Here is a 26,054-nt window from a genome sequence, read left to right as displayed (position 1 = left end):
AAGAAGACCCCTCGGCGCCCATAGGCCCGACACGCCCGACGGAGCGTCAGCGCACCGACGCCCCGGGGGCGCACCCCGAAGCCGGATCGCCTCACCCAGCGTGTCCGGACACAGACACCCCGCGACCGCCGCGCGCCTCGCTTCGCCCCGCGCCGGGGGCAACCGGTACTCTCACGGCCGTGCCGAAACCTGATCAGTCCCGCCCGCCGCGGACCGACGCGCCGCCCCCGGCGCGGCCCGGCTCCGTCCGCCCCGCCCGCGTGACGCCCACCTCCCTGGCCGGGCTCGCCAAGGAGCTGGAGGGGGTCCACGGCGGCGCCCGGATCGCCCGCGACGAGGCCCCCGAGGCCGAGGTCTCCGGCATCACCAACGACTCGCGCGACGTGCGCCCCGGCGACCTCTACGCCGCGCTGCCCGGCGCCCGCGTGCACGGCGCCGACTTCACCGCCCAGGTCGTCGAGGCCGGCGCCGCCGCCCTGCTCACCGACGAGGAGGGCGCCCGCCGCGCCCGCGAGGCCTTCGCCGCCGGCACCCCGGAGGTGCCGCTGCTGATCGAGCCCGACCCGCGCGCCGTGATGGGCGCCGCCGCCGCCCGCATCTACGGGCACCCCGCCGACGCCCTCACCCTGGTCGGCATCACCGGCACCAACGGCAAGTCCACCACCGGCTTCCTGGCGCACGGCGCGCTCAGCCACGGCGCCCACGCCGAGGCCGGGCTCGTCGGCGGCGTCGAGATCCGCCTCGGCGGCGAGCACCCGGAGCCCGGCGTCCCCGCCGAGCGCACCACCCCCGAGGCCACCCAGCTGCACGCCCTCTTCGCCGCCATGCGCGAGCGCGGCACCCAGTCGGCCGCCATGGAGGTCTCCAGCCACGCCCTGGTCTTCGGCCGCGTCGACGGGGCCGTCTTCGACGTCGCCGTCTTCAACAACCTGACGCCCGAGCACCTCGACTTCCACGCCGACATGGAGGACTACTTCCGGGCCAAGGCGCAGCTGTTCACCCCGCACCGGGCCCGCCGCGGCATCGTCAACATCGACGACGCCTACGGCCGGCGGCTCGCCGAGGAGGTCGCCGAGATCCCGGTGCAGACCTACTCGGCGACCGGCGACCCGGACGCCGACTGGCGCGCCACAGACGTCGAACTGCGCCCCGGCGGCTCCACGTTCACCGTGCACGCCCCGGACGGCGCCTGCGCCCGCGCCTCCGTCGAGCTCCCCGGCCCCTTCAACGTCGCCAACGCGCTCGCCGCGATCGCCGCCGCCACCACCGCCGGACGGCCGCTGGCCGAGGCCGTCGCCGGCGTCGCCGCGGTCCCCGGCGTCCCCGGGCGGATGGAGCGGGTGGACGGCCCCGAGGGCTCCCGCGTCCTGGGCGTCGTCGACTTCGCCCACAAGCCGGACGCCCTCGAGAACGCGCTCACCGCGCTCCGCGAGGTCACCCCGGGCAAGCTGCTCGTCGTGGTCGGCGCCGGCGGCGACCGCGACCAGCTGAAGCGGCCCCACATGGGCGCAGCGGCCGCCCGGTTGGCCGACACCGCCATCCTCACCAGCGACAACCCCCGCACCGAGGACGCGCTGGCCATCCTCGTCCAACTGCTGGAGGGCGCCGCGCGCGTCCCCGAGCGGCAGCGCGGCAACGTGCTGATGATGGTCGACCGCGAGGAGGCCATCCGCTCCGCGGTGCGCCGCGCCCGGCCCGGCGACACCGTGCTCGTCGCCGGCAAGGGCCACGAGGTCGGCCAGTACGTCGGCGGCGAGGTCCGGCCGTTCGACGACCGCGAGGTCCTCGGCCGAGCCCTCCACGAACTCAGCGGGCCGCCGCCCACCGACGGCGCCGCCTCCCCGAAGGACCCGAAGGAGCAGCAGTCTTGATCCCGCTCAGCCTTGCCGAGGCCGCCACCATCCTCGGCGGGGTCCTGCACGACGCCCCCGACCCCGAGGCCCGCATCACCGGCCCGGTGGTCCACGACTCGCGCCGCATCGAGCCCGGCGCCCTGTTCGCCGCCATCGCCGGAGAGCGCGTGGACGGCCACGACTTCGCGGCGCAGGCGGTCGCGGACGGCGCCGCCGCGGTGCTCGCGATGCGCCCGGTCGGCGTCCCGGCGATCGTCGTCGACGACACCGTCAAGGCCCTCGGCCGGCTCGCCCGCGGCGTCGTCGACCGGCTGCCGCAGGCCACCGTCGTCGCGCTGACCGGCTCGGCCGGCAAGACCTCCACCAAGGACATGATCGGCCAGCTGCTCACCCGGCTCGGCCCCACCGTCTTCCCGGCCGGCTCGTTCAACAACGAGATCGGCCACCCGCTGACCGCGCTGCGCGCCGACGAGCAGACCCGCCACCTGGTGATGGAGATGGGCGCCGCGCACAAGGGCGACATCGCCTACCTGTGCGGGATCACCCCGCCCAAGGTGTCGGTGGTGCTCAACGTCGGGACCGCGCACATCGGCGAGTTCGGCGGCCAGGACGCCATCGCCGAGGCGAAGAGCGAGATCGTCCAGGCCCTCCCGGACGACGGCGTGGCGATCCTCAACGCCGACGACTTCCGGGTGAGGGCGATGGCGGACAAGACCCGCGCCCGGGTGGTCTACTACGGCGAGTCGCCCGAGGCGACGGTGCGCGCCGAGGAGATCGCCCTGGACGACAAGGGCCGCCCCGGCTTCACCCTGATCACCCCCGAGGGCCGCGCCCACGTCCAGCTGAAGCTGGTCGGCGACCACCAGGTCGCCAACGCGCTCGCCGCGGCCACCGCCGCCCGCGAGCTGGGCATGGGCCTTGCGGAGCTGGCGCTCGGCCTCAGCGAGGCCGAGGCGCTCTCCCGGTGGCGGATGGAGGTCCGCGAGCGGGCCGACGGCGTCACCATCGTCAACGACGCGTACAACGCCAACCCGGCCTCCATGCGGGCCGCGCTGCGATCTGTTGCGGTCATGGCACGGTCTCGTCCGGAGGCCCACAGCTACGCGGTCCTCGGTCCGATGCTGGAGCTCGGGGACGACACGATGGCCGAGCACGACGCGCTGGGGAGGCTCGTGGTGCGGTTGAACATCGGAACGCTGGTCGCCGTCGGCGGACGCGAGGCCGAATGGATGGAACTGGGAGCCCGGAACGAGGGCTCATGGAATGAGGAGTCGGTACAGGTGACCGATGCGCAGGCGGCGATCGACCTGCTCCGGGACCGGCTGCGGCCGGGAGACGTGGTGCTGGTGAAGGCGTCGCGGGGGATCGGGCTGGAGCGCGTCGCGGAGGCGCTGCTCGCTGACGGTGCGGGCAGTGCGGACACCACGCCGGGAGCCGCCCGATGATGGCGCAGATCCTGGTCGCCGCGGTCATCGGTCTGTTCATCTCGCTGGTCGGCACCCCGGTGGCGATCCGCATCCTGGCCTCCAAGGGCTACGGCCAGATGATCCGCGACGACGGCCCGCAGGGCCACCACAGCAAGCGCGGCACGCCCACCATGGGCGGCACGGTCTTCATCCTCGCGACGCTGGTCGCCTACGCCGGCACGAAGCTGATCTTCGGCAGCCGGCCGACGGCGAGCGGCGTGCTGGTGCTCTTCCTCTTCGCCGGGATGGGGCTCGTCGGCTTCCTCGACGACTACATCAAGGTCGTCAAGCAGCGCAGCCTGGGCCTGCGCGCCAAGGCCAAGCTCACCGGGCAGACGCTGGTGGGCCTGGCGTTCGCGATCCTCTCGCTGCGCTTCAAGGACGGCGCCGGGCTGACGCCGGGCTCCACCCGGCTCTCGTTCGTGCACGACTTCGGCTGGTCGATCGGGCCGGTGGTCTTCGTGATCTGGGCGCTCTTCCTGATCGCGGCGATGTCCAACGGCGTCAACCTGACGGACGGTCTGGACGGCCTGGCGACGGGCGCGTCGGTGATGGTCTCGGGCGCGTACGTGTTCATCGGGGTCTGGCAGTACGGCCAGTCCTGCGCGAACTGGCTGACGGCGGGGAAGGGCTGCTTCCAGGTGCGCGACCCGCTGGACCTGGCGGTGGTCGCTGCGGCGCTGATGGGGGCCTGCTTCGGCTTCCTGTGGTGGAACACCTCGCCGGCGAAGATCTTCATGGGCGACACCGGGTCGCTGGCGCTCGGCGGGATGTTCGCCGGCCTGGCGATCTGCTCGCGCACCGAGCTGCTGTCGGCGCTGCTGTGCGGGCTCTTCCTGATCATCTCGCTGTCGGTGATCATGCAGGTCGGCTCGTTCCGGCTCACCGGCAAGCGGATCTTCCGGATGGCGCCGCTGCAGCACCACTTCGAGCTGAAGGGGTGGAGCGAGGTCCTGATCGTGGTCAGATTCTGGATCATCGCGGGCCTGTGCGTGGCTCTGGGCGTCGGCATCTTCTATGCGAGCTGGGCGGCGAACAAGTGACGGATTGGCAGGGGCTGCCGGTCACGGTGATCAGCACGGGCGTGGTGGCGCAGTCCGTGGTGCCGGTGCTCGCCGGGATGGGCGCGCGGCTCACCGTCGTCGACACCCGTGACGACGAGACGCGGCGCGCCGCCGCGGCCCGCCTGGAGGAGATCGGGGCGCGGGTCGTGCTGGGCAGCGAGGAGCTGCCGGACGGCACCGCCCTGGTGATCGCCTCCCCGGGCCTGCCGCCGACCTCGGCGATCTACGACCAGGCGCGGGCGGCGTCCGTCCCGATCTGGGGCGAGGTCGAACTCGCCTGGCGGCTCCGGCCGGAGGGCGCCCCGCCGTGGCTCGTCGTGACGGGCACCAACGGCAAGACCACGACCGTGCAGATGCTCGGCTCGATCCTGGAGGCGGCCGGCAAGCGGACGGCCGTGGTGGGCAACGTCGGGACGCCGCCGCTGGAGGCGGTGCTCGCCGGGGACGCGTACGACGTCCTCGCCGTGGAGCTGTCCAGCTTCCAGATCTACTGGGCGCCGAGCGTGCGGCCGCTGGCGTCGGCCTGCCTCAACATCGCCCCCGACCATCTGGACTGGCACGGCTCGTTCGAGCGCTACGTCGCCGACAAGGGCCGCGTCTACAACGGCACCGAGGTGGCGTGCGTGTACAACGTCGCCGACCCGGCCACCGAGAAGATGGTGATCGACGCGGACGTCCAGGAGGGCTGCCGCGCCATCGGGTTCACGCTGGGCGCGCCGGGGCCGTCCATGGTCGGCGTCGTCGACGGGCTCCTCGTCGACCGCGCGTTCTGCCCGGACCGGCACCGGAACGCCCAGGAGCTGGCGTCGGTGCAGGACGTCCGGCCGTCGGTGCCGCACAACATCGCCAACGCGCTGGCCGCGGCGGCGTTGGCGCGGGCGTACGGCGTCGCGCCGGCGGCGGTGCGGGACGGGCTGCAGGCGTTCCACCCGGACGCGCACCGGATCGCGGTGGTGGCGGAGATCGACGGCGTCACCTACGTCGACGACTCCAAGGCGACCAACCCGCATGCGGCGGCGGCGTCGCTGGGCTCGTACCCGCACGTGGTGTGGATCGCGGGCGGCGACGCGAAGGGCGGCGACGTCGAGGGCCTGGTCCGCGGGGCTGCGGAGTCGGGACGGCTGCGGGGCGCGGTGCTGCTGGGGCGGGACCGCGGGCTGTTCGCGGAGCGGTTGGCGCGGTACGCGCCGGAGCTTCCGGTGGTCGTGCTGGACGACGCGTCGACGGCGGTGATGGCGACGGCGGTGTCGGTGGCGCGGGGAATGGCCGAGTCCGGGGACACCGTCCTGCTGGCGCCGGCGTGCGCGTCGTGGGACATCTTCGCCAACTACGGCGAGCGCGGCGACCTGTTCGCGGCGGCGGTGCGCGCCGCGGGGTGACGGCTCCGCCGCCCCTCGCCCGGCACCCCACCCGCCCATGGGCGACAGGTCCGCTGTCGCCGCGCCGACCTCGGGCGGGGCGCCGGGGTCCAGGGCGGCAACACGCGGGCGGCGGTGACGCTGAACCGCGCGTCAACGGCGCACACTGGGGCCACACCGCACAGCGAAAGGCGCACGCATGCCCCAGGAACGGGTCCGCTCCCGAACTCCCCAACGTTCCCGCCCCGTTCCGCGTCCCCGCTCGACCGGCCCCCTGCCACGCGCCCGCGCCGCCGTCGCCCGCCTCGACCGGCCCCTCACCGCGTACTACCTCCTCCTCGGCGGCGTCCTCCTCATCCTCGCGCTCGGCCTCACCATGGTCTTCTCCGCGTCTCAGATCGAGTCGCTGCAGCAGGGCCTGGGCATGTACTACTACTTCAAGCGCCAGCTGATCGCCGTGGCCATCGGCCTCGTGCTGATGTTCGTCGCGGTCCGCGTCCCGCCGGCCCGGCTCCGCAAGCTGATCTATCCGTTCCTGCTCCTCTCGCTCTTCCTCCTCGCCCTCGTGCTCGTTCCCGGCATCGGTGTCACCGCCGGCGGCAACACCAACTGGATCCAGCTCGTCGGCCCCTTCCAGCTGCAGCCGTCCGAGTTCGCCAAGCTGGCGCTCGTGCTGTGGGGCGCCGACCTGCTCGCCCGCAAGCAGCGCATGCGGATGCTGAAGTCCTGGAAGCACCTGGTGGTGCCGCTCGCCCCGATGACCGGCCTGGTGCTGCTGCTCGTCATGGGCGGCGGCGACATGGGCACCTCGATGGTCATCGTGGCGATCGCCTTCGCCCTGCTGTGGGTGGTGGGCGCCCCCGGCAAGCTCTTCACCGTCTCGCTCGGCGTCGTCGGCTTCGCCGCCGTGCTCGGCGTCTGGCTGGTCCCCAACCGGCTGGGCCGCCTCGGCTGCGTCGGCGTCACCCAGACCGGTCCCGACCAGCCGTGCTGGCAGGCCGTGCACGGCATCTACGCGCTCGCCTCGGGCGGGCTGTTCGGCAAGGGCCTGGGCGCCAGCATCGAGAAGTGGGGCGTGCTGCCGGCCGCGCACACCGACTTCATCTTCGCGGTCACCGGCGAGGAGCTGGGCCTCATCGGGACGCTCTGCGTGCTGATGCTCTACGCGGCCGTCCTCTACGGCGGACTGCGGGTCGCGCAGCGCGCCCACGAGCCGTTCGTGCGGTACGCGGCGTCCGCGATCGTCACCTGGATCGCCGCCCAGTGCATCGTCAACATCGGTGCCGTGGTGGGGCTGCTGCCGATCGCCGGGGTGCCGCTGCCGCTCTTCTCCTACGGCGGATCCGCGCTGCTGCCGACGATGTTCGCGGTCGGTCTGCTGATCTCCTTCGCCCGCAACGAGCCGGCCGCCAAGCACGCGCTGAACAAGCGCGGTCCGGGCCCGGTGACCAAGACGGTGAACGTGCTGCGGCCGTCCCGGAAGGCCGCAGCCAAGCAGCGGGTGGGGCGTTCGTCACGTCCGGCCGTGCGCGGCGGGGCGTCCCGTCCCCGGTAACCTGCACGGTGCGCAGGCCATAGACTGCGCAGCTGTACGCCAAGCCGCCCGGAGATAGGTGAACATCGGTGCATGTCGTTCTCGCCGGCGGGGGGACCGCCGGTCACATCGAGCCGGCGCTCGCCCTGGCCGACGCTCTGAGGCGCCAGGACCCGTCCGTGGGGATCACCGCCCTCGGAACGGAGCGCGGCCTCGAGACCAAGCTCGTACCGGAGCGCGGCTACCAGCTGGAGCTGATCCCGGCGGTGCCGCTGCCGCGGAAGCCGACGCCCGAGCTGCTGACCGTGCCGGGGCGGCTGCGGGGGACGATCCGGGCGGCGCAGGACATCATCGAGCGCAACCGCGCGGACGCGGTCGTCGGCTTCGGCGGGTACGTCGCGCTGCCCGGGTACTTCGCGGCGAAGCGGGCGGGCGTGCCGATCGTCGTCCACGAGGCCAACGCGCGGCCGGGCCTGGCCAACAAGATCGGCTCGCGGTACACGGACTTCGTGGCGGTCTCGACGCCGGAGAGCAAGCTGCGCTCGGCGCGGTACGTGGGGATCCCGCTGCGGCGGGCGATCGCCACGCTGGACCGCGCGGCGGCGCGGCCGCAGGCCCAGGCGCTCTTCGGGCTCTCGCCGCACCACCCGACGCTGCTGGTCACGGGGGGCTCGCAGGGGGCGCGGCGGCTGAACGAGGTCGTCCAGTCGGTGGTCCCGCAGCTGCAGCAGGCGGGCGTGCAGGTGCTGCACGCGGTGGGCCCGAAGAACGAGATGCCCTACGTCCAGGACGTGCCGGGGCTGCCGCCGTACCGGCCGGTGCCGTACCTGGAGCGGATGGATCTCGCCTATGCGGCGGCGGACATGATGCTGTGCCGGGCGGGGGCGATGACGGTCGCGGAGCTCTCCGCGGTGGGGCTGCCGGCCGCGTATGTGCCGCTGCCGATCGGCAACGGCGAGCAGCGGCTGAACGCCCAGCCGGTGGTCAACGCGGGCGGCGGGCTGCTCGTCGACGACGCCCAGCTGACGGGTGATTGGGTGCTGAACAACGTACTTCCCGTCTTCCGCGACCCCTCGCGGCTGCAGGCCATGTCCGCGGCGGCCGCGGCGTTCGGCAGGCGCGACGCGGACGAGCTCCTCGTGGGCATGGTCCACGAGGCGATCGCCGCCGCCGCGCGGCGCTAGGTCTTCGCCGCCCCTCCGCCCCGGTACCCCACCGGAGTCCGTCCGGTGCCGAAGCCGTCGGCGGCCGTACGGCTTCCGACGGCGCGGGCACCGCGACCACCCCGGGTGGGGTGCCGGGGCTTGGGGGCGGCAGGACGGGGACCACGGCGGAGCCGGGACGCGCGTGGCGGGTGGGCGTCGCCGCAACGCCGCGCGTTAACGTTGCGGAATGGGCACCGGTACCCGTCCCCGCGCAGGCCGTGAGCGCGAGCAGACCAAGAAACCCCCACCCCCGCGCAAGCGCGGGCGCACCCGAACCCGCCCGCGCCTGCGGCTGACGCGCCGCGCCCGCCTCGGGCTGCTGGTCATCACGCTCCTCGCCCTGCTCGCCGGCGCCGGCGGCGTCATCGCGTACGCCACGCCGCTGCTCGACTTCCGCGTCCTGCACATCGGGCTGGACGCCGCCCCCCAGGCGGCCCGCGGGGACCACCGGTTGACGAAGACGCAGATCATGCGGGCCGCCGCCGTCCCGGACGGCATCCAACTGGCCCGCGTCGACACCTCCGCCGTGCGGGAGCGGATCGCCGTGCTGCCGCGGGTCGCCTCCGTCACGGTGACCCGGGACTGGCCGCACACCCTGGCCATCTCCGTCACCGAGCGCCGCGCGGTCGCCGTGCTGCGCGACGCGGACCCGACCGTCGGCTACGACGAAATCGACGCCGCCGGCGACAAGTTCGACACCACGGTGACCCGGCCTTCCGGCGTTCCGCAGATCCGGATGGACTCCGGACGGAACGTCTCCGCTTCCTATTCGGCCGCCTTCCCGAGGTCCGAACTGCTGCGCGGAGCGGTGCGGGTGGCCCGTGATCTTCCGGCCGCCGCGCGCTCCCGGGCCGCCTGGGTTCAGGTCGATTCATACGATGACATCACTGTCCGGTTGTCAGGAAAGAGCGGCAACTCGGTGGTGCGATGGGGGAGTCCGGAGCGCGGATCCCAGAAGGCCGCCGCCCTCCAGGCGCTGCTGAAGAAGGACGATTCCGCCGCCGTGTACGACGTCAGCGCACCGGGGGACCCGGCGCTCGGCTGAGTCCGGCGCCGGGGCCCGGCGCCGCGCCGCCCGTTCGGCACAGCGTGCGCCGCGGCCGGCGCACCGGGACCACTCCTGCGGGGGATGGACACGCGGTGCGCCGCACCCGGCAATCGGCTGAATTCCAGAAGGGGTTGGCACCCCCCCGGCCACCTGTGATGGGATCAACTTGCGGCCCGGGGACCCTGGTTCGGATAGCGGGCGGATGATCACATAGGGTCAAAAGAAAGTCGCGAGGTTCGGCGTGTTCGTTGAACAGTCCGCCCGAGTCGACTTAGTGTCCTACCAGAGCAGAGGCAACTCCTCGACCAAAAGCTCACTCTAAAGGTGAGGTTGAGGGTTGTGGCCCCAACCACGAAGCGAGAGGCCATTCGACGTGGCAGCACCGCAGAACTACCTCGCCGTCATCAAGGTCGTTGGGATCGGCGGCGGTGGTGTCAACGCCATCAACCGGATGATCGAGGTCGGTCTGAAGGGCGTCGAGTTCATCGCGATCAACACCGACGCGCAGGCCCTCCTGATGTCCGACGCCGACGTCAAGCTCGACGTCGGCCGGGAGTTGACCCGCGGCCTCGGCGCCGGCGCCAACCCGGATGTGGGCCGCAAGGCCGCCGAGGACCACCGCGAGGAGATCGAGGAGGTCCTCAAGGGGGCCGACATGGTCTTCGTGACGGCCGGCGAGGGCGGCGGCACCGGCACGGGCGGCGCGCCCGTCGTCGCGAACATCGCCCGCTCCCTCGGAGCCCTCACCATCGGCGTCGTCACCCGCCCCTTCACCTTCGAGGGCCGCCGCCGCGCCAACCAGGCCGAGGACGGCATCTCCGGGCTGCGCGAGGAGGTGGACACCCTCATCGTCATCCCCAACGACCGGCTGCTGTCCATCTCCGACCGCCAGGTCAGCGTGCTGGACGCGTTCAAGTCCGCCGACCAGGTGCTGCTCTCCGGTGTGCAGGGCATCACCGACCTGATCACCACCCCCGGCCTGATCAACCTGGACTTCGCGGACGTCAAGTCCGTGATGTCGGACGCCGGTTCCGCCCTGATGGGCATCGGCTCGGCCCGCGGCGACGACCGCGCGGTGGCCGCCGCCGAGATGGCCATCTCCTCGCCGCTGCTGGAGGCGAGCATCGACGGCGCCCGCGGCGTGCTGCTCTCCGTCTCCGGCGGCTCGGACCTCGGCCTCTTCGAGATCAACGAGGCCGCCCAGCTGGTGAGCGAGGCCGCGCACCCCGAGGCCAACATCATCTTCGGCGCGGTGATCGACGACGCGCTCGGCGACGAGGTCCGGGTCACCGTGATCGCCGCCGGCTTCGACGGCGGCCAGCCGGTCCCGGGCAAGGCGTCGTCCGGCCGCGAGACGCCCGCGCCGACCGCCGGGCGGGAGCGGGAGACCGCGGGCCACGCCCCGGCCGGCCGCCCCGCCTCCGCCGCCACCCCGGCCGGCTCGGCGCGCGAGACGCTCGGCACCCAGCGCTCGGCCCCGGCCCCGGCGGGCGCCGGCCACCACCGCCCGCCGTCGATGCCGCCGGTCGACGCCGGCAGCCTCGGCTCCTACCGGGGCGGCGCCTCCGGCGGCGTGCTGGGCACCAACCCGCCCGAGACGCCGACCCGCCCGGCCCCCGAGCCGGTGCCGACCGCCCCGGCCGAGCCGCCGGCCGCGGCCCAGGTGCCGCCGCCGAACCGGTACGGCGAGGCCGAGGAGATGGACCTGGACGTGCCGGAGTTCCTCAAGCACGACTCCTGATCCACCGGAACACCCCAACCGAGGTCCGCGCGGTGCATGGCACCGCGCGGACCTCGTGTTTCACGGCCGATTGGATAGCATGCGGGCGTGATCGGCTTTCAGCAGGACAACGGCGGCGCCCACTTCGCGTTCACCGACCGGTGGGGCGGCGCCAGCCCGGCGCCGTGGACGGAGCTCAACCTGGGCGGCGCCGTCGGGGACGACCCGGAGCGGGTGCGCGCCAACCGCGCTTCCGCGGCCGGGGCGCTCGGGCTCGATCCGGCTGGGGTGGTGTGGATGCACCAGGTGCACGGCAACCGGGTGGTCCGGGTCGAGGACCCGGCCGGGGAACTGCCGGAGTGCGACGCCGTGGTGACCACTCGTCCGGGGCTCGCGCTGGCCGTGCTCGTCGCCGACTGCACCCCGGTGCTGCTCGCCGACCCGGAGGCCGGGGTCGTCGGCGCCGCCCACTCCGGGCGGCCGGGCCTCGCCGCCGGGGTGGTCCCCGCACTGGTCGAGGCGATGGTCGCGGCCGGGGCCAGGGCGGAGCGGATCGCCGCCGCCACCGGGCCGGCCGCCTGCGGCCGCTGCTACGAGGTGCCGGCCGCGATGCGGGACGAGGTGGCGGCCGCCGCCCCGGGCTCCGCCGCCACCACCCGGGCCGGGACGCCGGCGCTGGACGTGCCCGCCGGGGTCCATGCCCAGCTGGAGCGGCTCGGCGTTCCGGCCGGCGTCCGCTCGGACGTCTGCACCATCGAGTCGAGCGACCACTACTCCTACCGCCGCGAGGGACGCACCGGCCGCCAGGCCGGATATGTCTGGTTGGCCTGATTCGGTACGCAAGGAACTGGTGTGAATTTCCGCACAGCTGATGATCAGTCAGACCCGTCCGGCAATTCCGGCAAAGGCCATGAAAGCGGAGATGCCGGAAGGGAGCGGGCGGCCGAGCTGAAGGAGAACCTCGCCGCCGTGGAGCGCCGGGTCGCGGCCGCCTGCGCCGCCGCCGGCCGCCCCCGCGAGGACGTCCGGCTGATCGTCGTCACCAAGACCTACCCCGCGAGCGACGTCCGGCTGCTGCACGGGCTCGGGGTGCGGGACGTCGGCGAGAACCGCGACCAGGACGCCGCCCCGAAGGCCGAGGCGTGCGCCGATCTGACGGATCTGGACTGGCACTTCATCGGCCAACTCCAGACCAATAAAGTCAGATCAGTAATGAAATACGCCAATCGTGTACATTCTGTCGATCGTCTGAGGCTCGTTCAGGCCCTCTCCAAGGAGGCCGTCCGCATCGGGCGCGACCAGCCGGGACGCGAACTGGGCTGCCTGATCCAGGTCGACCTCGAGGGTGACGACCAGGCCCCAGGCAACCCCTCCCACCAGGGCCGCGGCGGCGCCCACCCGGGTGACGTGCCCGCCGTCGCCGACGCCCTGAACTCCGCGCCCGGTCTGCGAGTTGACGGCGTGATGGCGGTCGCGCCGCTGGCCGGACGCTATGCCGGCGATCCGCGCGCGGCGTTCGCCCGGCTGGCGGAAATCTCATCTTCCGTGCGCCGAGCCCATCCGGCTGCCACGATGGTCTCGGCGGGTATGAGCAGTGACCTGGAGGAGGCTGTGGCCGAGGGCGCGACACACATCCGTGTCGGTACGGCGGTGCTGGGTGTCAGATCACCGCTGAGGTAGCGTCACGAAACAGTGGATCGTAGGACCACAGCACAAAGGTGACGGCGCAGATCCACCGCAGACCGGAGGGTAGAAGCATGGCCGGCGCATTGCGCAAGATGGGCGTGTACCTCGGCCTCGTGGAGGACGATGGGTACGACGGCCAGGGGTACGACGGCGACGACGAGTTCGACCCCGAAACGGGACCGATCACCGGTCGCCACGAGCGCGAGGACCGCGACGAGCGCGCCCGGGAATCCGCCGCGGACCGGGAGCCCAAGCCCCGCGAGCCGCGCCCGCGCGTCGGCGCGCGCGAGCGGGACCGCGGCGACCGGGAGTTGATCGACGATCAGCCCTCGCGCAATCTCCCCACCACGACCGAGCCGCGGATGCCGGCCGTCGAACGAACCCCCGAGCGCCCGGCGCCGCGCGTCGCACCCGCACGGGTGGCTCCGGAACGCACCGCATCGGTGTCTTCCATCACACCCGACCGTCGCTCCTCCGAGAAGAACGCACCGGTGGTCATGCCCAAGATCGTGTCTGAGCGCGAGCAGTACCGCATCACAACGCTGCACCCCAGGACCTACAACGAAGCCCGCACCATCGGGGAACACTTCCGTGAGGGCACCCCGGTGATCATGAACCTGACGGAGATGGAGGACAGCGATGCCAAGCGACTGGTCGACTTCGCGGCCGGTCTGATCTTCGGCCTTCATGGCAGTATCGAGCGAGTGACTCAGAAGGTCTTCCTTCTGTCGCCTGCTAACGTCGAGGTGACGGCGGAGGACAAGGCCCGCATTGCCGAAGGCGGGTTCTTCAACCAGAGCTGAGCCGCCTGTCGGTCGGGGCCGCGGTAGGACGCGGTCCCGGTGTGGGTGTCCGAGAGGGGAGTGGAGGGGCTGTGCACATCGCGGGTGAAGTGCTCTACATCGTGCTGATGTGCTACCTGCTGGTCCTGATCTTCCATTTGGTGATGGAGTACGTTCAGCAGTTCGCCCGGGATTGGACGCCACCGCGTCCGATGAGGGTCACACTGGGCGCGGTGTACAGCGTCACCGATCCACCGCTTAGACTCCTTCGGCGGTTCCTGCCGCCACTGCGCCTTGGGGGCGTGGCGCTCGACCTGTCCTTCTTCGTACTGATGATCATCGTCTACATCCTGATCTTTGTCGTGAGGCGGGCTGTGATGTGAACGGTGCGGTCTGCCAATATGTCGACGATCACGTTGAGGTGAAGAGATGCCGTTGACCCCCGAGGACGTTCGTAACAAGCAGTTCACGACCGTCCGTCTCCGTGAGGGCTATGACGAGGACGAGGTCGATGCCTTCCTCGACGAGGTCGAGGCAGAGCTGACGCGCCTCCTCCGTGAGAACGAGGACCTGCGCGCCAAGCTCGCCGCCGCGACCCGGGCTGCCGCCCAGAACCAAGGCGGCGCTCCGCAGATGCGCAAGGGCCCCGAACCGCAGGACCAGCGCCCCGGCCTGCCGGCGGCCATATCGGGTCCGCAGCCGGTGCCGCCTCACCAGCAGCAGCAGACCCAGGCGATGCCGCAGATGGGCGGCCAGCCGCAGCTCCCCGGCCCCGGTGGCCCCGGACGCGGTCCTGGTATGCCCGGAATGCCCGGTCAGCAGCCCCAGTTGGCCGGCCCTCAGGGGCACGGCGGCCCCGGCGGCCCGATGGGCCCCGGTCACCAGCCGCAGCACCCCCAGCACCCGCAGCAGCCGCAGCCGCACCCGATGGGCGGCCCGGTGGGCCCGCCGCAGGGCTTCGGCGGCCAGCCGCAGCAGGGTCCCGGTGGCGACAGCGCCGCGCGCGTTCTCGCGCTCGCGCAGCAGACCGCGGACCAGGCCGTGCAGGAGGCCCGTTCCGAGGCCAACAAGATCATCGGTGAGGCCCGCAGCCGCGCCGAGGGCCTGGAGCGGGACGCCCGCGCCAAGGCCGACGCGCTGGAGCGGGACGCCCAGGAGAAGCACCGCGTCGCGATGGGCTCGCTGGAGTCCGCGCGCGCCACGCTGGAGCGCAAGGTCGAGGACCTCAAGTCCTTCGAGCGCGAGTACCGCACGCGCCTCAAGTCCTACCTGGACAGCCAGCTGCGCGCGCTGGAGTCGCAGGCCGACGACTCGCTGGCGCCGCCGCGCCAGCCGTCCGTCCCCGCGTCGCTGCCGGCCGGCAACGTCGCGCAGATGAACGGCGGCGGCACGCACGGCGGGCAGTCCTTCGGCGGCGCCAACGGTGTGGGCACGCTGGGCGGTCAGTCCCTCGGTGGCCAGTCCCTCGGCGGTCAGTCCCTGGGCGGCCAGCAGCAGCTGGCGCCGGGCCAGGGCGCGCCGGGCCAGGGCGGCCACACCCACGGCGGTCCGGTCCCGCAGCCGATGCCGGCTCCGCATCCGCAGCAGGCGCCGGCCCCGGCGATGACGCAGCCGATGGCGCCGATCCGCCCGCAGGCGCCGCAGCCGATGCAGCAGGTCCAGCAGGGGGCGCCGACGCCGATGCGCGGTTTCCTCATCGACGAGGACCCTGAGAACTAAGCGGTAAGCAGCACCTTCGTTCAGCCCCGGGACCGGTACACGGTCCCGGGGCTGATCGTTTCTGCGCGGCCCGCCCGGTGCCCGGTTCGGCGTCCCCTTCTGCCCCGGCACCCCACCCGTCCGTCGCGGAACGGTCCGTTCCCGCCAGTACGATGCGGGGTGGGGAGGGGTGGATGATTCGGGTCTTGCTTGCCGAGGACATGCGGATGCTGCGGGGGGCGCTGGCCGCGCTGCTCGGGCTGGAGCCTGATCTGGCGGTCGTCGCGGAGGTGGGGCGGGGGGACGAGGTCGTCGCCGCGGCGCTCGCCGCGCGACCGTCGGTGGCCGTGCTCGACGTGGGGATGCCCGGTCTCGACGGGCTCTCCGCGGCGCGGCGGCTGCGGGAGGAGCTGCCCGAGTGCCGTGTGTTGATCCTCACCGCGATCGGCCGGCCCGAGGTGCTGCGGTCGGCGCTCGCCGCCGAGGTCGACGGGTTCATGCTCAAGGACGCCCCGCCGGACCGCCTCGCCGAGGCCGTCCGCCAGGTCGCCGCCGGGGAGCGGGTGCTCGACCCGCAGCTCGCCGCCGCCGCCCTCACCGCACGCGAGAACCCGCTGACGGAGCGTGAGACGGACGTGCTGCGCCAGGCCGCGGACGGCGCCGAGCTCGACGAGATCGCCGGGTCACTGCACCTGTCGCCGGGGACCGTCCGCAACTACCTCGCCGCCGCCGTCACCAAGCTCGACGCGCGCAACCGCCTCGACGCCGTCCGCATCGCCCGCGAGGCCGGCTGGCTCTCCGCCTGAGCCGACGGTCACCTCCAGCGCGAACCGCCCGCCCGGTCGCGGCCCCGCCGAGGCCCGTCCGCCGAGCGCGGCGGCCCGCTCGGCGAGGTTCCGCAGCCCGTTCCCGCCGACCGCGCCGACCCCGTCCGGCGGCGACGCGGCCTGCCCCGCGCCGACCCCGTCCGGCGGCGACGCGGCCTGCCCCGCGCCGACCCCGTCCGGCGGCGACGCGGCCTGCCCCGCGCCGACCCCGTCCGGCGGCGACGCGGCCTGCCCCGCGCCGTCGCTGACCACCCGCAGCCGGTCGGCCGCCACCGCCACCTCGACGTGCCGCAGGCCGCTGCCGCCGTGCCGCAGCGCATTGGTCACCGCCTCGCGCAGCGCCGCGGCGAAGAGCGCGCCGACCGGCTCGGCGACCGCGGCCCCGTCCTCCGCCGCCAGCTCCACGTCCGCGGCCGCCAGCAGCTCCCGTGCGGACGCCAGTTCGCCCGGCCAGTCGAGCACCGCGCCGTCCCCGGGGATGGCCCGCAGATCGGCGAGGGCCCGCCCGGCGAGCGCCCGGACGTCGGCGAGATGCCCGGCGGCCCGCTCCGGATCCGGGTCGCGCGCGGCCAGCTCGCCCTTCATCGCGATCGCCGACAGCCCGAGGCCGAGCAGATCGTGGACGTCCCGGGCGATCCGCCGCCGCTCCCGGGCGACGGCGAGCGCGGCCAGCGCCCGTCCCGCCTCCCGGACCTGGTGGACCAGCCGGGTCAGCAGCGCGAGGCCGTAGAAGACGAGCCCGATGACGGCCACATCGGCGGCGGCGGTGACGGCCCCCGTCCCCTCGCCGCCGACGGAGACCGCCGCCGCCGTCGCGACCAGCAGCGCGAACGCCGGCCAGGCCGCCCGTCCCGGCAGGATGATCAGCAGCGAGGCCGCCGCGAACCCCAGCAGCTGCGGATGCGGACCTCCCGGCCCGGCCAGCGCGCCGAGGGCGAGCGCCAGTTGCGCGCCCAGCGTCCACCGGGCGCCGCGCGGCAGCACGCCGGGCGGGCGCGGCAGCGAGTGGTGCACCTGGATGCCGACCACCGCGGCCAGCGCGGCGAGGTCCACCGCCAGGGCCCAGCCCGTGGGCCCGCCGTCGAGCAGGAAGACCGTGCCGACCAGAAGGTACTCGGCATGGGTGGCGAGCACCACGGGCAGCGCCAGACGGGGCGTCAGCCCCGCGCCCTCGTCGGGCCCCTCGGGCGCCGGGCCGGGTGCCGCGCCGCGCGCCAGGGCCGACGCCTCCCGGGCCGTGCGGGCCGCCGCCGCGCCCTCGCCGCGCACCGCGAGGCGGACCACCTCGGAGAGCGCCCGGCCCAGCACCGCGTCCAAGTCCCGGCCGGCGCGCTCGCGTTCCGCCGCCACCCGCGCCTCGGCCAGCGCCCCGCGCGCCGCGCGCAGCTCGGCGTAGAGGTCGGAGAGCCGGGTCAGCGCGAAGACGATGAGGCCCTGGGCGAGGGCGTTGCCCATCGCGTTGGCGACCCCGTACGCCCCGTGCCCGTGCCCCTGCCCCTCCAGCGGTCCGGCGGCCAGCACCACGATCGCGAAGAGCGTCCAGCGCAGCGCCGGTCGGGCGGCGACCAGCAGCACCGACGCCGCCAGGAACCCCGGCAGCCCCGACCACGGCACCAGCAGCAGCTGGACGGCCGGCAGCCAGGGGCCGCGCAGCCGCCGCGTCCTCGGGAAACACGTCGCCAGCTGCAGCAGGACCATCGGGACCGCCGTCGGGCGGGGCAGCACGGCACCGGGCTCCGCGGCGAAGCCGATCAGCACCGCGGCGAGGACGAGCACCAGTTGGACGGGCCCGGGGCCCGGCGGCTCGCCGAGCGGCCGGCCCTCCCGCGGCGGCTCGGGGCGGTCGGCGCCGACGGGGCTCGTGCGCATGGGGGACACGGTACCCGGAGCCTGGGGAGAACCCCCGTGGTGATCATGGGAAACCCACGTCAGGCCGGTGCGCCCGGCACTGCCGCGGCACCCGGGCCGGCGGCGAGGCTGGGGTCATGCGAATCCTCCCGATGACGGCCGCGGCCGCGCTGGCCGCCGGCGCCGTCCTGCTCCCGGCCCCGGCGGCCCGCGCCGCCGCGCCGCTCTCGGCGCCTGCCGCGGCGGTGCGGACCGGCACCGCCCCAACCGCCGCGCTGGAGCGCACCGTCGACCGGGCGGTCGCCGACCGGCTGGCCGCCGACCGCATCCCCGGCGCCGCCGTCACCGTCGTCTCCGGCGGCCGGACGGTGCTCGCCAAGGGCTACGGCGTCGCCGACACCGCGTCGAAGCGCCGCGTGGACGCCGACCGCACCGGGTTCTTCCTCGGCTCGCTCGGCAAGCTGTTCACCGCCCAGGCCGCCTCCCAACTGGCCGTCGCGGGCAAGGTCGACCCGAAGGCGGACGTCAACCGCTATCTGCGCAGGGCCGCCGTCCCCGACACCTACCCGGGCCGTCCGGTCACCCTGGACAACCTCCTCACCCACACCGGCGGCTTCGACAGCGACATCGTCGGCCGCAACCGGGCCCGCGCCGCGCAGGTCGAGCCGCTGGCGGAGGGGCTGACGGAGCGCCGGCCGGCCCGGGTCCGGCCGCCCGGCACGCTCGCCGCCTACGACAACTACGGCTTCGCGCTGGCCGGGGAGGTGGTCGCCGAGGCCTCCGGGGAGTCGTTCCCGGGGTACCTGGACCGCCATGTCTTCGGGCCGCTGGGGATGACCGGCTCCACCGCGGCGCAGCCGGGCCCGGCCTCGATCACCGGCAGCCTCGCGCGCGGCTACCGGCCGTCCGGCGACTCGGGCTGGACGCGGGACCTGGGGCAGTACGGCTCCTGGTCCCCGGCCGGGCCGGGCATCGTCAGCACCGCCGCGGACATGGGCCGTTGGATGCGGGGCCAGCTCGGGGCGGACCCGGCGGCGCGGCTGATGCAGCGCGCGCACTTCCGCGGGGATCCCCGGCTGCCCGGGCTCGGCTACGGCTTCGAGGAGTGGCGGCGCGGCGCGCTGGCCGGGTGGTTCAAGGACGGGGACATCCCGGGGTTCCACAGCAATCTGCTGCTTCTGCCGCGGCAGCACGTCGGGGTCTTCGTGGTCTTCAACGGCGACGGCACGGACGGGACGGCGAGCTGGGACGGCAAGCGGGTGATCGACGCGGTGGCGGACGCGCTGGCGCCCGGCGCGGGCGCGCCCGCGCCGGTGCACCGGGCGGTCGGCGTCGACGCCGGGCGGTACGCCGGCACCTATCGCCCGGCACGGGTGAGCCGGCACAGCCTGATGAAGGTGGAGGCGCTGGTCGGGTCGGTCACCGTGCGGCGCGACGGCGGTGGTGGTGACGGCGGTGGTGACGGCGGCGGGCTGGTGACGGACGGGCTGTCGCTGGACCCCGAGCACACCGTGCAGCACTGGGTGCCGCTGGGGGAGGGGATGTTCCAGGAGCGCGGCGGGACGGCGCGGATCGCGTTCCCGGGGACGGGTGGCGTGCTGGTCTCGTCGGTGATGCCGTCGACGGCGTACCAGAAGGTGACGTGGAGTCAGTCGCCCGCGCTGCACATGGCGCTGCTCGCCGGGGGCGGGGGCGTGCTGGCCCTGGGCGCGGTGGCGTACCCGGTGACGGCGCTGGTGCGGCGGGTGCGCCGGCGGCCGGCGCATGCCGCGGGGGCGCGGGCCGCGCGGATGGCGGCGGCGCTGGCCGGGGTTGTGGCGCTGGGGTTCGCGGGGGCGTTCGCGGCGGTCGTGGGGGACGGCAACGCGATGATGGAGATGGTGCCGCTGGGGTCGCCGCTGCTGTCCGTGGTGACGTGGCTCGGGGCGACGGTGGTCGGGCTCTGCGCGGTTGTCCTGGCGGGAGCGGTGACGGCGTGGTGCCGGGGGTGGTGGACGCGGCTCGGGCGGCTTGCCCTCACCGCGACGGCGCTGGCCGGGGCGGCGGCGTCGGCGGTGCTGCTGACGTACCACCTCGCGGTGGTCTGACCCGCGTGCCGCGCGGTGGCCTGTCCGCCGCCCCTCCTCCCCGGACACCGTCCGGGGCTCGGGGCGCGGCGGACAGGCCACCGCACCGGCCGCTACGCGACGCGGAAGGCCACCGTCAGGGTCAGCGCGTCGTCCGTGACGGAGTGCCAGCCGGCCTCGCCGACGCCGCGCGCGAAGTCCGTCGCCAGCACCTCGTCCGCGACCAGCGGCCCGTGCTCGGCCAGCGCCTCCGCCAGCTCCTCCGACCCGGCCGACCAGCGCAGCACGATCCGGTCCGAGACATCCAGCCCCGCCGACTTCCGCGCCTCCTGCACCAGCCGCACCACATCGCGCGCCAGCCCCGCCCGCCGCAGCTCCGGCGTGATGGTCAGGTCGAGCGCCACCGTGGCGCCCGCCTCCGCGGCGACCGCCCAGCCCTCCCGCGGCGTCTCCGTCAGGAAGACCTCCTCCGGCGTCACCGTCACCGACTCGCCCTCGACGTCCACCACCGCGGAACCGTCCGCCTTCAGCGCCGCGCCGAGAGCCGCCGCGTCGCACGCGGCGATCGCCGCGGCCACCACCGGCGTCCGCTTGGCGAACCGCTTGCCCAGCGCCCGGAAGTTGCCCTTGGCGGAGGTGTCGACGAGCCCGCCCGCCGCGTCACCGCCCAGCTCCTGCACGGACTCCACGTTCAGCTCGTCGGCGATCTGCGCCCGCAGCTCCTCCGGCAGCTCGCCGAAGCCGGCCGCCGCGACCAGCGCCCGGGACAGCGGCTGGCGGGTCTTCACCCCGCTGTCGGCGCGCGTCGCGCGGCCCAGCTCGACGAGCCGCCGCACCAGCGCCATCTGCGGGCCCAGCTCGGCCCGCACCAGCGACGCGTCGGCCGTCGGCCACGCCGCGAGGTGCACCGAGTCCGCCGCCTCCGCCGTCACCGGGCGGACCAGGTCCTGCCAGACCCGCTCGGTGATGAACGGCACCAGCGGCGCCATCAGCCGCGTCACCGTCTCCAGCGCCTCGTGGAGCGTCGCCAGCGCCGCCGGCTCGGCGGCCCAGAAGCGCCGGCGCGAGCGCCGCACGTACCAGTTGGAGAGGTCGTCGACGAAGGCGGCGAGCGCCTTCCCGGCGCGCTGCGTGTCGAAGGACTCCAGCGCCTCCGTCACCTCGCCCACCAGGACGTTCAGTTCGGACAGCACCCACCGGTCGAGCAGCGGGCGCTCCGCCGGCGCCGGGTCGGACGCCGAGGGCGCCCAGTCTCCGGTGCGGGCGTACAGCGCCTGGAAGGCGACGGTGTTCCAGTAGGTGAGCAGCGTCTTGCGCACCACCTCCTGGAGGGTGGTGTCGCCCACCCGCCGCGCCGACCAGGGCGAGCCCGAGCAGGCCATGAACCAGCGCACCGCGTCCGCGCCGTGCCGGTCCATCAGCGGGATCGGCTCCAGCACATTGCCGAGGTGCTTGGACATCTTGCGGCCGTCCTCGGCGAGGATGTGGCCCAGGCAGACCACGTTCTCGTAGGACGACTTCCCGAAGACGATCGTGTTGACCGCCATCAGCGTGTAGAACCAGCCGCGGGTCTGGTCGATCGCCTCGGAGATGAACTGCGCGGGGTAGAGGCGCTCGAACACCTCCTTGTTGCGGTACGGGTAGCCCCACTGCGCGAACGGCATCGAGCCCGAGTCGTACCAGGCGTCGATGACCTCCGGCACCCGCACCGCGGTGCCGCCGCACCCCTCCTCCGGGCAGCCGAAGACGACCTCGTCGATGAAGGGGCGGTGCGGGTCGAGGTCGGAGACGTCCCGCCCGGCCAGCTCGCCCAGCTCCGTCAGCGAGCCGACGCAGGTCAGGTGCGCGCCGTCCGCGTCGCAGCGCCAGATCGGCAGCGGGGTGCCCCAGTAGCGGTTCCGCGACAGCGCCCAGTCGACGTTGTTGTTGAGCCAGTCGCCGTAGCGGCCCCACTTGACCGTCTCCGGCTGCCAGTTGGTCCGCTCGTTCTCGGCGAGCAGCTGCTCCTTGACCGCCGTGGTGCGCACGTACCAGCTGGGCTGTGCGTAGTAGATCAGGACGGTGTGGCACCGCCAGCAGTGCGGGTAGTTGTGCTCGTACGGGAGGTGCCGGAAGAGCAGGCCGCGCGCCTGGAGGTCCTCCACCAGCGCCTCGTCGGCCTTCTTGAAGAAGACGCCGCCGATCAGCGGCAGGCCCTCCTCGAAGGTGCCGTCCGGGCGCACCGGGTTGACGACCGGCATTCCGTAGGCGCGGGTGACCTTCATGTCGTCCTCGCCGAAGGCCGGCGCCTGGTGGACCAGGCCGGTGCCGTCCTCGACGGTGACGTACTCGCCGAGCACCACGTAGTGCGCGTCGGGGATGTCGACCAGCTCGAAGGGGCGCCGGTAGGCCCAGCGCTCCATCTCGCGGCCGGTGAAGGTCTCGCCGGTGGCCGTCCAGCCCTCGCCGAGCGCGGCGCCGAGCAGCGGCTCGGCGACGACCAGCTTCTCGCTGCCGTCCGTCGCCACCGCGTAGCTGACGTCGGGGTGGACGGCGACCGCGGTGTTGGACACCAGCGTCCAGGGCGTGGTCGTCCACACCAGCAGGGACGCCTCCCCGGCCAGCGGGCCGGAGGCGAGCGGGAAGCGGACGTAGACCGAGGGATCGACGACCGTCTCGTAGCCCTGCGCCAGCTCGTGGTCGGAGAGGCCGGTGCCGCAGCGCGGGCACCAGGGGGCGACCCGGTGGTCCTGGCTGAGCATCCCCTTGTCGAAGATCTGCTTCAGCGACCACCACACGGACTCCACGTACTCGGGGTCCATGGTGCGGTAGGGGTTCTGGATGTCCGTCCAGTAGCCCATCCGCTCGGTCATGGTGGTGAAGGCGTCGACGTGCCGCAGCACCGACGCGCGGCACTTGGCGTTGAACTCGGCGATGCCGTACCGCTCGATGTCCGGTTTGCCGGAGAAGCCCAGCTCCTTCTCGACGGCGAGCTCCACGGGGAGGCCGTGGCAGTCCCAGCCGGCGCGGCGCACGACGTGGCGGCCGCGCATCGTCCAGAAGCGGGGGAAGACGTCCTTGAAGACGCGCGCCTCGATGTGGTGCACGCCGGGCATGCCGTTGGCGGTCGGCGGGCCCTCGTAGAACACCCACTCGGGCTGCCCGTCGGTCTGGTCGAGGCTCTGCTCGAAGACCTTGTTCTCGCGCCAGAACTCCAACACCGAGCGGTCCAGCTCGGGGAGGTCGACCTGGGCCGGTACGGCCCGGTAGCTCGGCGCTCCATCGGGGCGGGTCATTGTCTCCTCCGGCGGAACAGTGCGTATCGCGGCGCTGCGTGGTGCGTTGCCGCTGCTGCTGCCGAAGGGACGAGGCCGTCGGCCCCGCGGTACCACCCTCCTTGGCCGCCGCACCCGTCGCCGGGGGCCGCGGCCCGCTTCGTTCGCGCAGGCTGCCGGTTCTACCGGGCCGGACCGCACGGGAGTGCGGAACGCGGCCTTTCCTCCGGCGGCTCCGGGGTGATCTTCGCTCCGCGCACGCCCCCGGGCTCTCACCGTCCCCGGGTCGCTTCGGGCTGCGTGCGGAGGTACTCGTCCCCTTCATCGCCCTGCCTGGGCGCAAGTCTACGGCAGCCGGGTGGCTCATCCCGCACTCCCGACATCCATCCCGCCGGCCCCGTCGTTTCACCCGAAGAGGGCCGTCGTGCCTCCGCCCTGGTCATAGGGTTTTCAGAGAAAATGCTTATCCGGAGTGAACCCCTTCGTGGCGGATCGCGTCCTCCCACGTCAGGGGCAGAACGTCAGCTGGTGATCGAGGGGAACGAGGAAAGCCATGGGAGACATCTCCCGCCGCAGGGTCGTCGCGACAGCCGCCGGTGCCGCCGCCGCGGCGACCACCGTTGTCGCCGCGGGCTGCTCGTCGGATGGGTCCGCCGGATCCGGACGCACCGACGGAAGCTCGTCCGACCGCCGCACCGGGAAGCAGCCCGACGGCCGCCACCGGGTGCGCCTCATCGGCGACGGGTCCACCTCCGACACCGGCCCGCAGCCCCACCAGCCGGCCGTGGACAAGCTCAAGCCGGGCGAGGAGCCGCCGCAGTTCGTCGTCTTCTCCTGGGACGGCGCGGGCGTGGCCCGCACCAACTACTTCGAGCGCTTCCGCAATCTGGCAGACGCGCACGGCGCCAAGATGACCTTCTTCCTCTCCGGCATCTACATGCTCCCGGAGCGCAAGAAGCTGCTCTACCGCCCGCCGCTGTGGCCCGCCGGCGCGTCCGCCATCGGTTATCTGACGGACGAGCACATCCACGCCACCATCAAGGAGGTGACCGCGGCCTGGAGCGCCGGCCACGAGATCGGCACCCACTTCAACGGCCACTTCTGCGGTCCCACCGGCGTCAAGCGCTGGACCCCGGCGATGTGGGACAGCGAGATCGCCCAGGCCAAGAAGTTCGTCAAGACCTGGAAGACCAACACCGGCTTCACCGACCTGCCGGCCTTCCCGTTCGACTACGAGAAGGAGCTGATGGGCGGCCGCACCCCGTGCCTGGAGGGCCGGGACGGGCTGCTGCCGACGGCGGCCAAGCTGGGGTGGCGCTACGACGCCAGCTCGCCGGGCGGGCTGCAGATGTGGCCGGGCAAGAAGCTCGGGCTGTGGGACTTCCCGCTGCAGTCCATCCCCTTCCCGGGGCACTCCTTCCAGGTGCTGTCGATGGACTACAACCTGATGGCCAATCAGTCCGCCGGCAACCCCAAGGGCAACCCGGCGATGCGGGCCACCTGGAAGAAGGAGGCGCACGCGTCGTATGTGGCGGGCTTCGAACGCGCCCTCACCACCAACCGCGCGCCGTTCTTCATCGGCAACCACTTCGAGGACTGGAACGGCGGCATCTACATGGACGCCGTCGAGGAGGCGTTCCTGTCCATCGTCGGCACCCCCGGCGTCCGGCTGGTCACCTTCAAGCAGCTGGTCCACTGGCTGGACGCGCAGGACCCGGCGGTGCTGGCGAAGCTCGGGAAGCTGACCCCCGGTCAGAAGCCGCCGGGCGGGTGGGCGTCCTACCTCGCCTGACTCGAACGGAGCCGTACGCGGTTATCCCTGCGCGGGCTGGGCACAAACGTCTCAACCCAGAGCGAACGCGTGGCCAGTCAGCCGGACGGCTGAGCAGCAGCACAGCAGAGGCAGTGAGGGAGCCCGACATGGCGAGGACGAGGCAGGGCAGGAACGGCGGGGCGGGCGCGGCCGGTGTCGCGGATTCCGCGGTGCTGCCCGTCCGCGAGGGGGAGGACCCTTGGACCGCCGAGGAGGCGGCCGAGCTGCGGGTCGAGCTGGAGACGGAGGTCCAGCGGCTGCGCACCGAGATCGCCGCCGCGGAGACCGCGATCAACGGGCTCGTCCGGGACAGCGGCGACGGTGCGGGGGACGACCAGGCGGACGTGGGAAGCAAGAACGTCAATCGCGAGCACGAGATGGCGCTCGCGGCGAACTCGCGGGAGATGCTGACGCAGACGGAGCGCGCGCTGGCCCGTCTGGAGACGGGGGAGTTCGGACGCTGCGAGGGGTGCGGCGGCGCGATCGGGAAGGCGCGGATGCAGGCGTTCCCGCGGGCGCTGCTGTGTGTCGCGTGCAAGCAGAAGCAGGAGCGCCGCTAGCGCCTGCGGCGCTGCCGCCCGCCACCGCGGTGCCGCCCGCCGCCACCCGACGGCCCGCCGCGGTGCCGGGTCCACTGTCGCCCGACGGCCCGCCGCGGTGCCGGGTCTGCCGCCCTGAACCCCGGCACCCCACCCGGATCGCTCCGCGATCCGCGATCCGCGTCCGCGCGGAGCGCCGGGCCCTGCCGTGGCGCTTTGCCCACGGCCCGCCGCGGTGCCGGGTTTGCCGCCCTGAACCCCGGCACCCACCCGGATCGCTCCGCGATCCGCCC

General features: G+C 73.7%; 18 protein-coding genes and 1 pseudogene. 17 read left to right on the top strand and 2 right to left on the bottom strand.

Translation table 11 applies throughout. The annotated features are described in order from the left end of the window. The first annotated feature begins 179 nt into the window (after positions 1–179). The 14 genes from BIV57_RS07420 to BIV57_RS07355 all read left to right on the top strand — a co-directional run bounded on the left by BIV57_RS07420 (position 180) and on the right by BIV57_RS07355 (position 16,220). A complete protein-coding gene (locus BIV57_RS07420) occupies positions 180–1,871 on the top strand; it encodes a UDP-N-acetylmuramoyl-L-alanyl-D-glutamate--2,6-diaminopimelate ligase (RefSeq protein WP_079170105.1) in 1,692 nt (563 codons plus the stop codon). Continuing rightward, positions 1,868–3,298 carry a UDP-N-acetylmuramoyl-tripeptide--D-alanyl-D-alanine ligase gene (locus tag BIV57_RS07415; RefSeq protein ID WP_071655869.1) on the top strand — a complete coding sequence of 477 codons (1,431 nt, stop codon included), beginning with the start codon at positions 1,868–1,870 and terminating at the stop codon, positions 3,296–3,298. The genes BIV57_RS07420 and BIV57_RS07415 overlap by 4 nt, the downstream gene beginning before the upstream one ends. Further along, positions 3,298–4,362 carry a phospho-N-acetylmuramoyl-pentapeptide-transferase gene (mraY, locus tag BIV57_RS07410; protein WP_071655868.1) on the top strand — a complete coding sequence of 355 codons (1,065 nt, stop codon included), beginning with the start codon at positions 3,298–3,300 and terminating at the stop codon, positions 4,360–4,362. Before BIV57_RS07415 ends, mraY begins: the two co-directional genes overlap by 1 nt. Next, positions 4,359–5,762, top strand: a complete 1,404-nt coding sequence (gene murD, locus BIV57_RS07405) for a UDP-N-acetylmuramoyl-L-alanine--D-glutamate ligase (protein WP_071655867.1) — start codon at positions 4,359–4,361, stop codon at positions 5,760–5,762. Before mraY ends, murD begins: the two co-directional genes overlap by 4 nt. A 178-nt stretch (positions 5,763–5,940) precedes the next feature. Beyond that, complete coding sequence (gene ftsW / locus BIV57_RS07400; RefSeq protein WP_071655866.1) at positions 5,941–7,296, top strand: putative lipid II flippase FtsW; 1,356 nt, start codon at positions 5,941–5,943, stop codon at positions 7,294–7,296. Between the two features lie 68 nt (positions 7,297–7,364). Continuing rightward, complete coding sequence (murG, locus tag BIV57_RS07395; protein ID WP_071655865.1) at positions 7,365–8,459, top strand: undecaprenyldiphospho-muramoylpentapeptide beta-N-acetylglucosaminyltransferase; 1,095 nt, start codon at positions 7,365–7,367, stop codon at positions 8,457–8,459. Positions 8,460–8,667: 208 nt separating this feature from the next. Further along, entirely contained in the window at positions 8,668–9,525 is an 858-nt protein-coding gene (locus tag BIV57_RS07390; protein ID WP_071655864.1) for a cell division protein FtsQ/DivIB, read from the top strand. A 376-nt stretch (positions 9,526–9,901) separates the two neighbouring features. Continuing rightward, positions 9,902–11,269 (top strand): cell division protein FtsZ, encoded by a 1,368-nt coding sequence (gene ftsZ / locus BIV57_RS07385; protein ID WP_071655863.1) that lies wholly within the window; start codon positions 9,902–9,904, stop codon positions 11,267–11,269. Between the two features lie 87 nt (positions 11,270–11,356). Next, the gene (gene pgeF, locus BIV57_RS07380; protein ID WP_071655862.1) at positions 11,357–12,079 is read left to right on the top strand and encodes a peptidoglycan editing factor PgeF; all 723 of its coding nucleotides are present in this window, start codon (positions 11,357–11,359) and stop codon (positions 12,077–12,079) included. Positions 12,080–12,196: 117 nt separating this feature from the next. After that, on the top strand, positions 12,197–12,928 hold the full coding sequence (locus BIV57_RS07375; protein WP_071655876.1) for a YggS family pyridoxal phosphate-dependent enzyme: 732 nt from the start codon (positions 12,197–12,199) through the stop codon (positions 12,926–12,928). A 77-nt stretch (positions 12,929–13,005) separates the two neighbouring features. Further along, positions 13,006–13,737 (top strand): cell division protein SepF, encoded by a 732-nt coding sequence (locus BIV57_RS07370; protein WP_071655861.1) that lies wholly within the window; start codon positions 13,006–13,008, stop codon positions 13,735–13,737. Between the two features lie 107 nt (positions 13,738–13,844). Further along, entirely contained in the window at positions 13,845–14,099 is a 255-nt protein-coding gene (locus BIV57_RS07365; RefSeq protein WP_419185692.1) for a YggT family protein, read from the top strand. Positions 14,100–14,145: 46 nt separating this feature from the next. Then, positions 14,146–15,435: a DivIVA domain-containing protein gene (locus BIV57_RS07360; protein ID WP_071655859.1), complete on the top strand. Its 1,290-nt coding sequence runs from the start codon at positions 14,146–14,148 to the stop codon at positions 15,433–15,435. 173 nt (positions 15,436–15,608) lie between these two features. Continuing rightward, positions 15,609–16,220, top strand: coding sequence for a response regulator transcription factor (locus BIV57_RS07355; protein WP_071655858.1), 612 nt, complete (start codon positions 15,609–15,611; stop codon positions 16,218–16,220). A gap of 510 nt (positions 16,221–16,730) precedes the next feature. Here the strand turns inward: BIV57_RS07355 and BIV57_RS25910 are convergent. After that, positions 16,731–17,696: pseudogene (locus BIV57_RS25910) on the bottom strand (histidine kinase dimerization/phosphoacceptor domain-containing protein); the annotation flags it as partial. Between the two features lie 530 nt (positions 17,697–18,226). Here BIV57_RS25910 and BIV57_RS07345 point away from each other — a divergent pair. After that, positions 18,227–20,176: a serine hydrolase domain-containing protein gene (locus tag BIV57_RS07345; RefSeq protein WP_071655856.1), complete on the top strand. Its 1,950-nt coding sequence runs from the start codon at positions 18,227–18,229 to the stop codon at positions 20,174–20,176. Positions 20,177–20,268: 92 nt separating this feature from the next. On the opposite strand, the gene ileS is transcribed toward BIV57_RS07345, so the two are convergent. After that, entirely contained in the window at positions 20,269–23,430 is a 3,162-nt protein-coding gene (gene ileS, locus BIV57_RS07340) for an isoleucine--tRNA ligase (protein ID WP_071655855.1), read from the bottom strand. A gap of 532 nt (positions 23,431–23,962) precedes the next feature. Between ileS and BIV57_RS07335 the strand changes: the two genes are divergently transcribed. Then, positions 23,963–25,201, top strand: a complete 1,239-nt coding sequence (locus BIV57_RS07335) for a polysaccharide deacetylase family protein (RefSeq protein ID WP_071655854.1) — start codon at positions 23,963–23,965, stop codon at positions 25,199–25,201. A 128-nt stretch (positions 25,202–25,329) separates the two neighbouring features. Further along, positions 25,330–25,782 carry a TraR/DksA family transcriptional regulator gene (locus BIV57_RS07330; RefSeq protein WP_079170103.1) on the top strand — a complete coding sequence of 151 codons (453 nt, stop codon included), beginning with the start codon at positions 25,330–25,332 and terminating at the stop codon, positions 25,780–25,782. Positions 25,783–26,054 lie beyond the last annotated feature (272 nt).

Origin of the sequence: Mangrovactinospora gilvigrisea (genome assembly GCF_001879105.1) — a bacterium.
Lineage (GTDB): Bacteria > Actinomycetota > Actinomycetes > Streptomycetales > Streptomycetaceae > Mangrovactinospora > Mangrovactinospora gilvigrisea.
The sequence above is the reverse complement of the archived record's forward strand: the minus strand, read 5'-3'. Positions and strand labels throughout refer to the sequence as shown.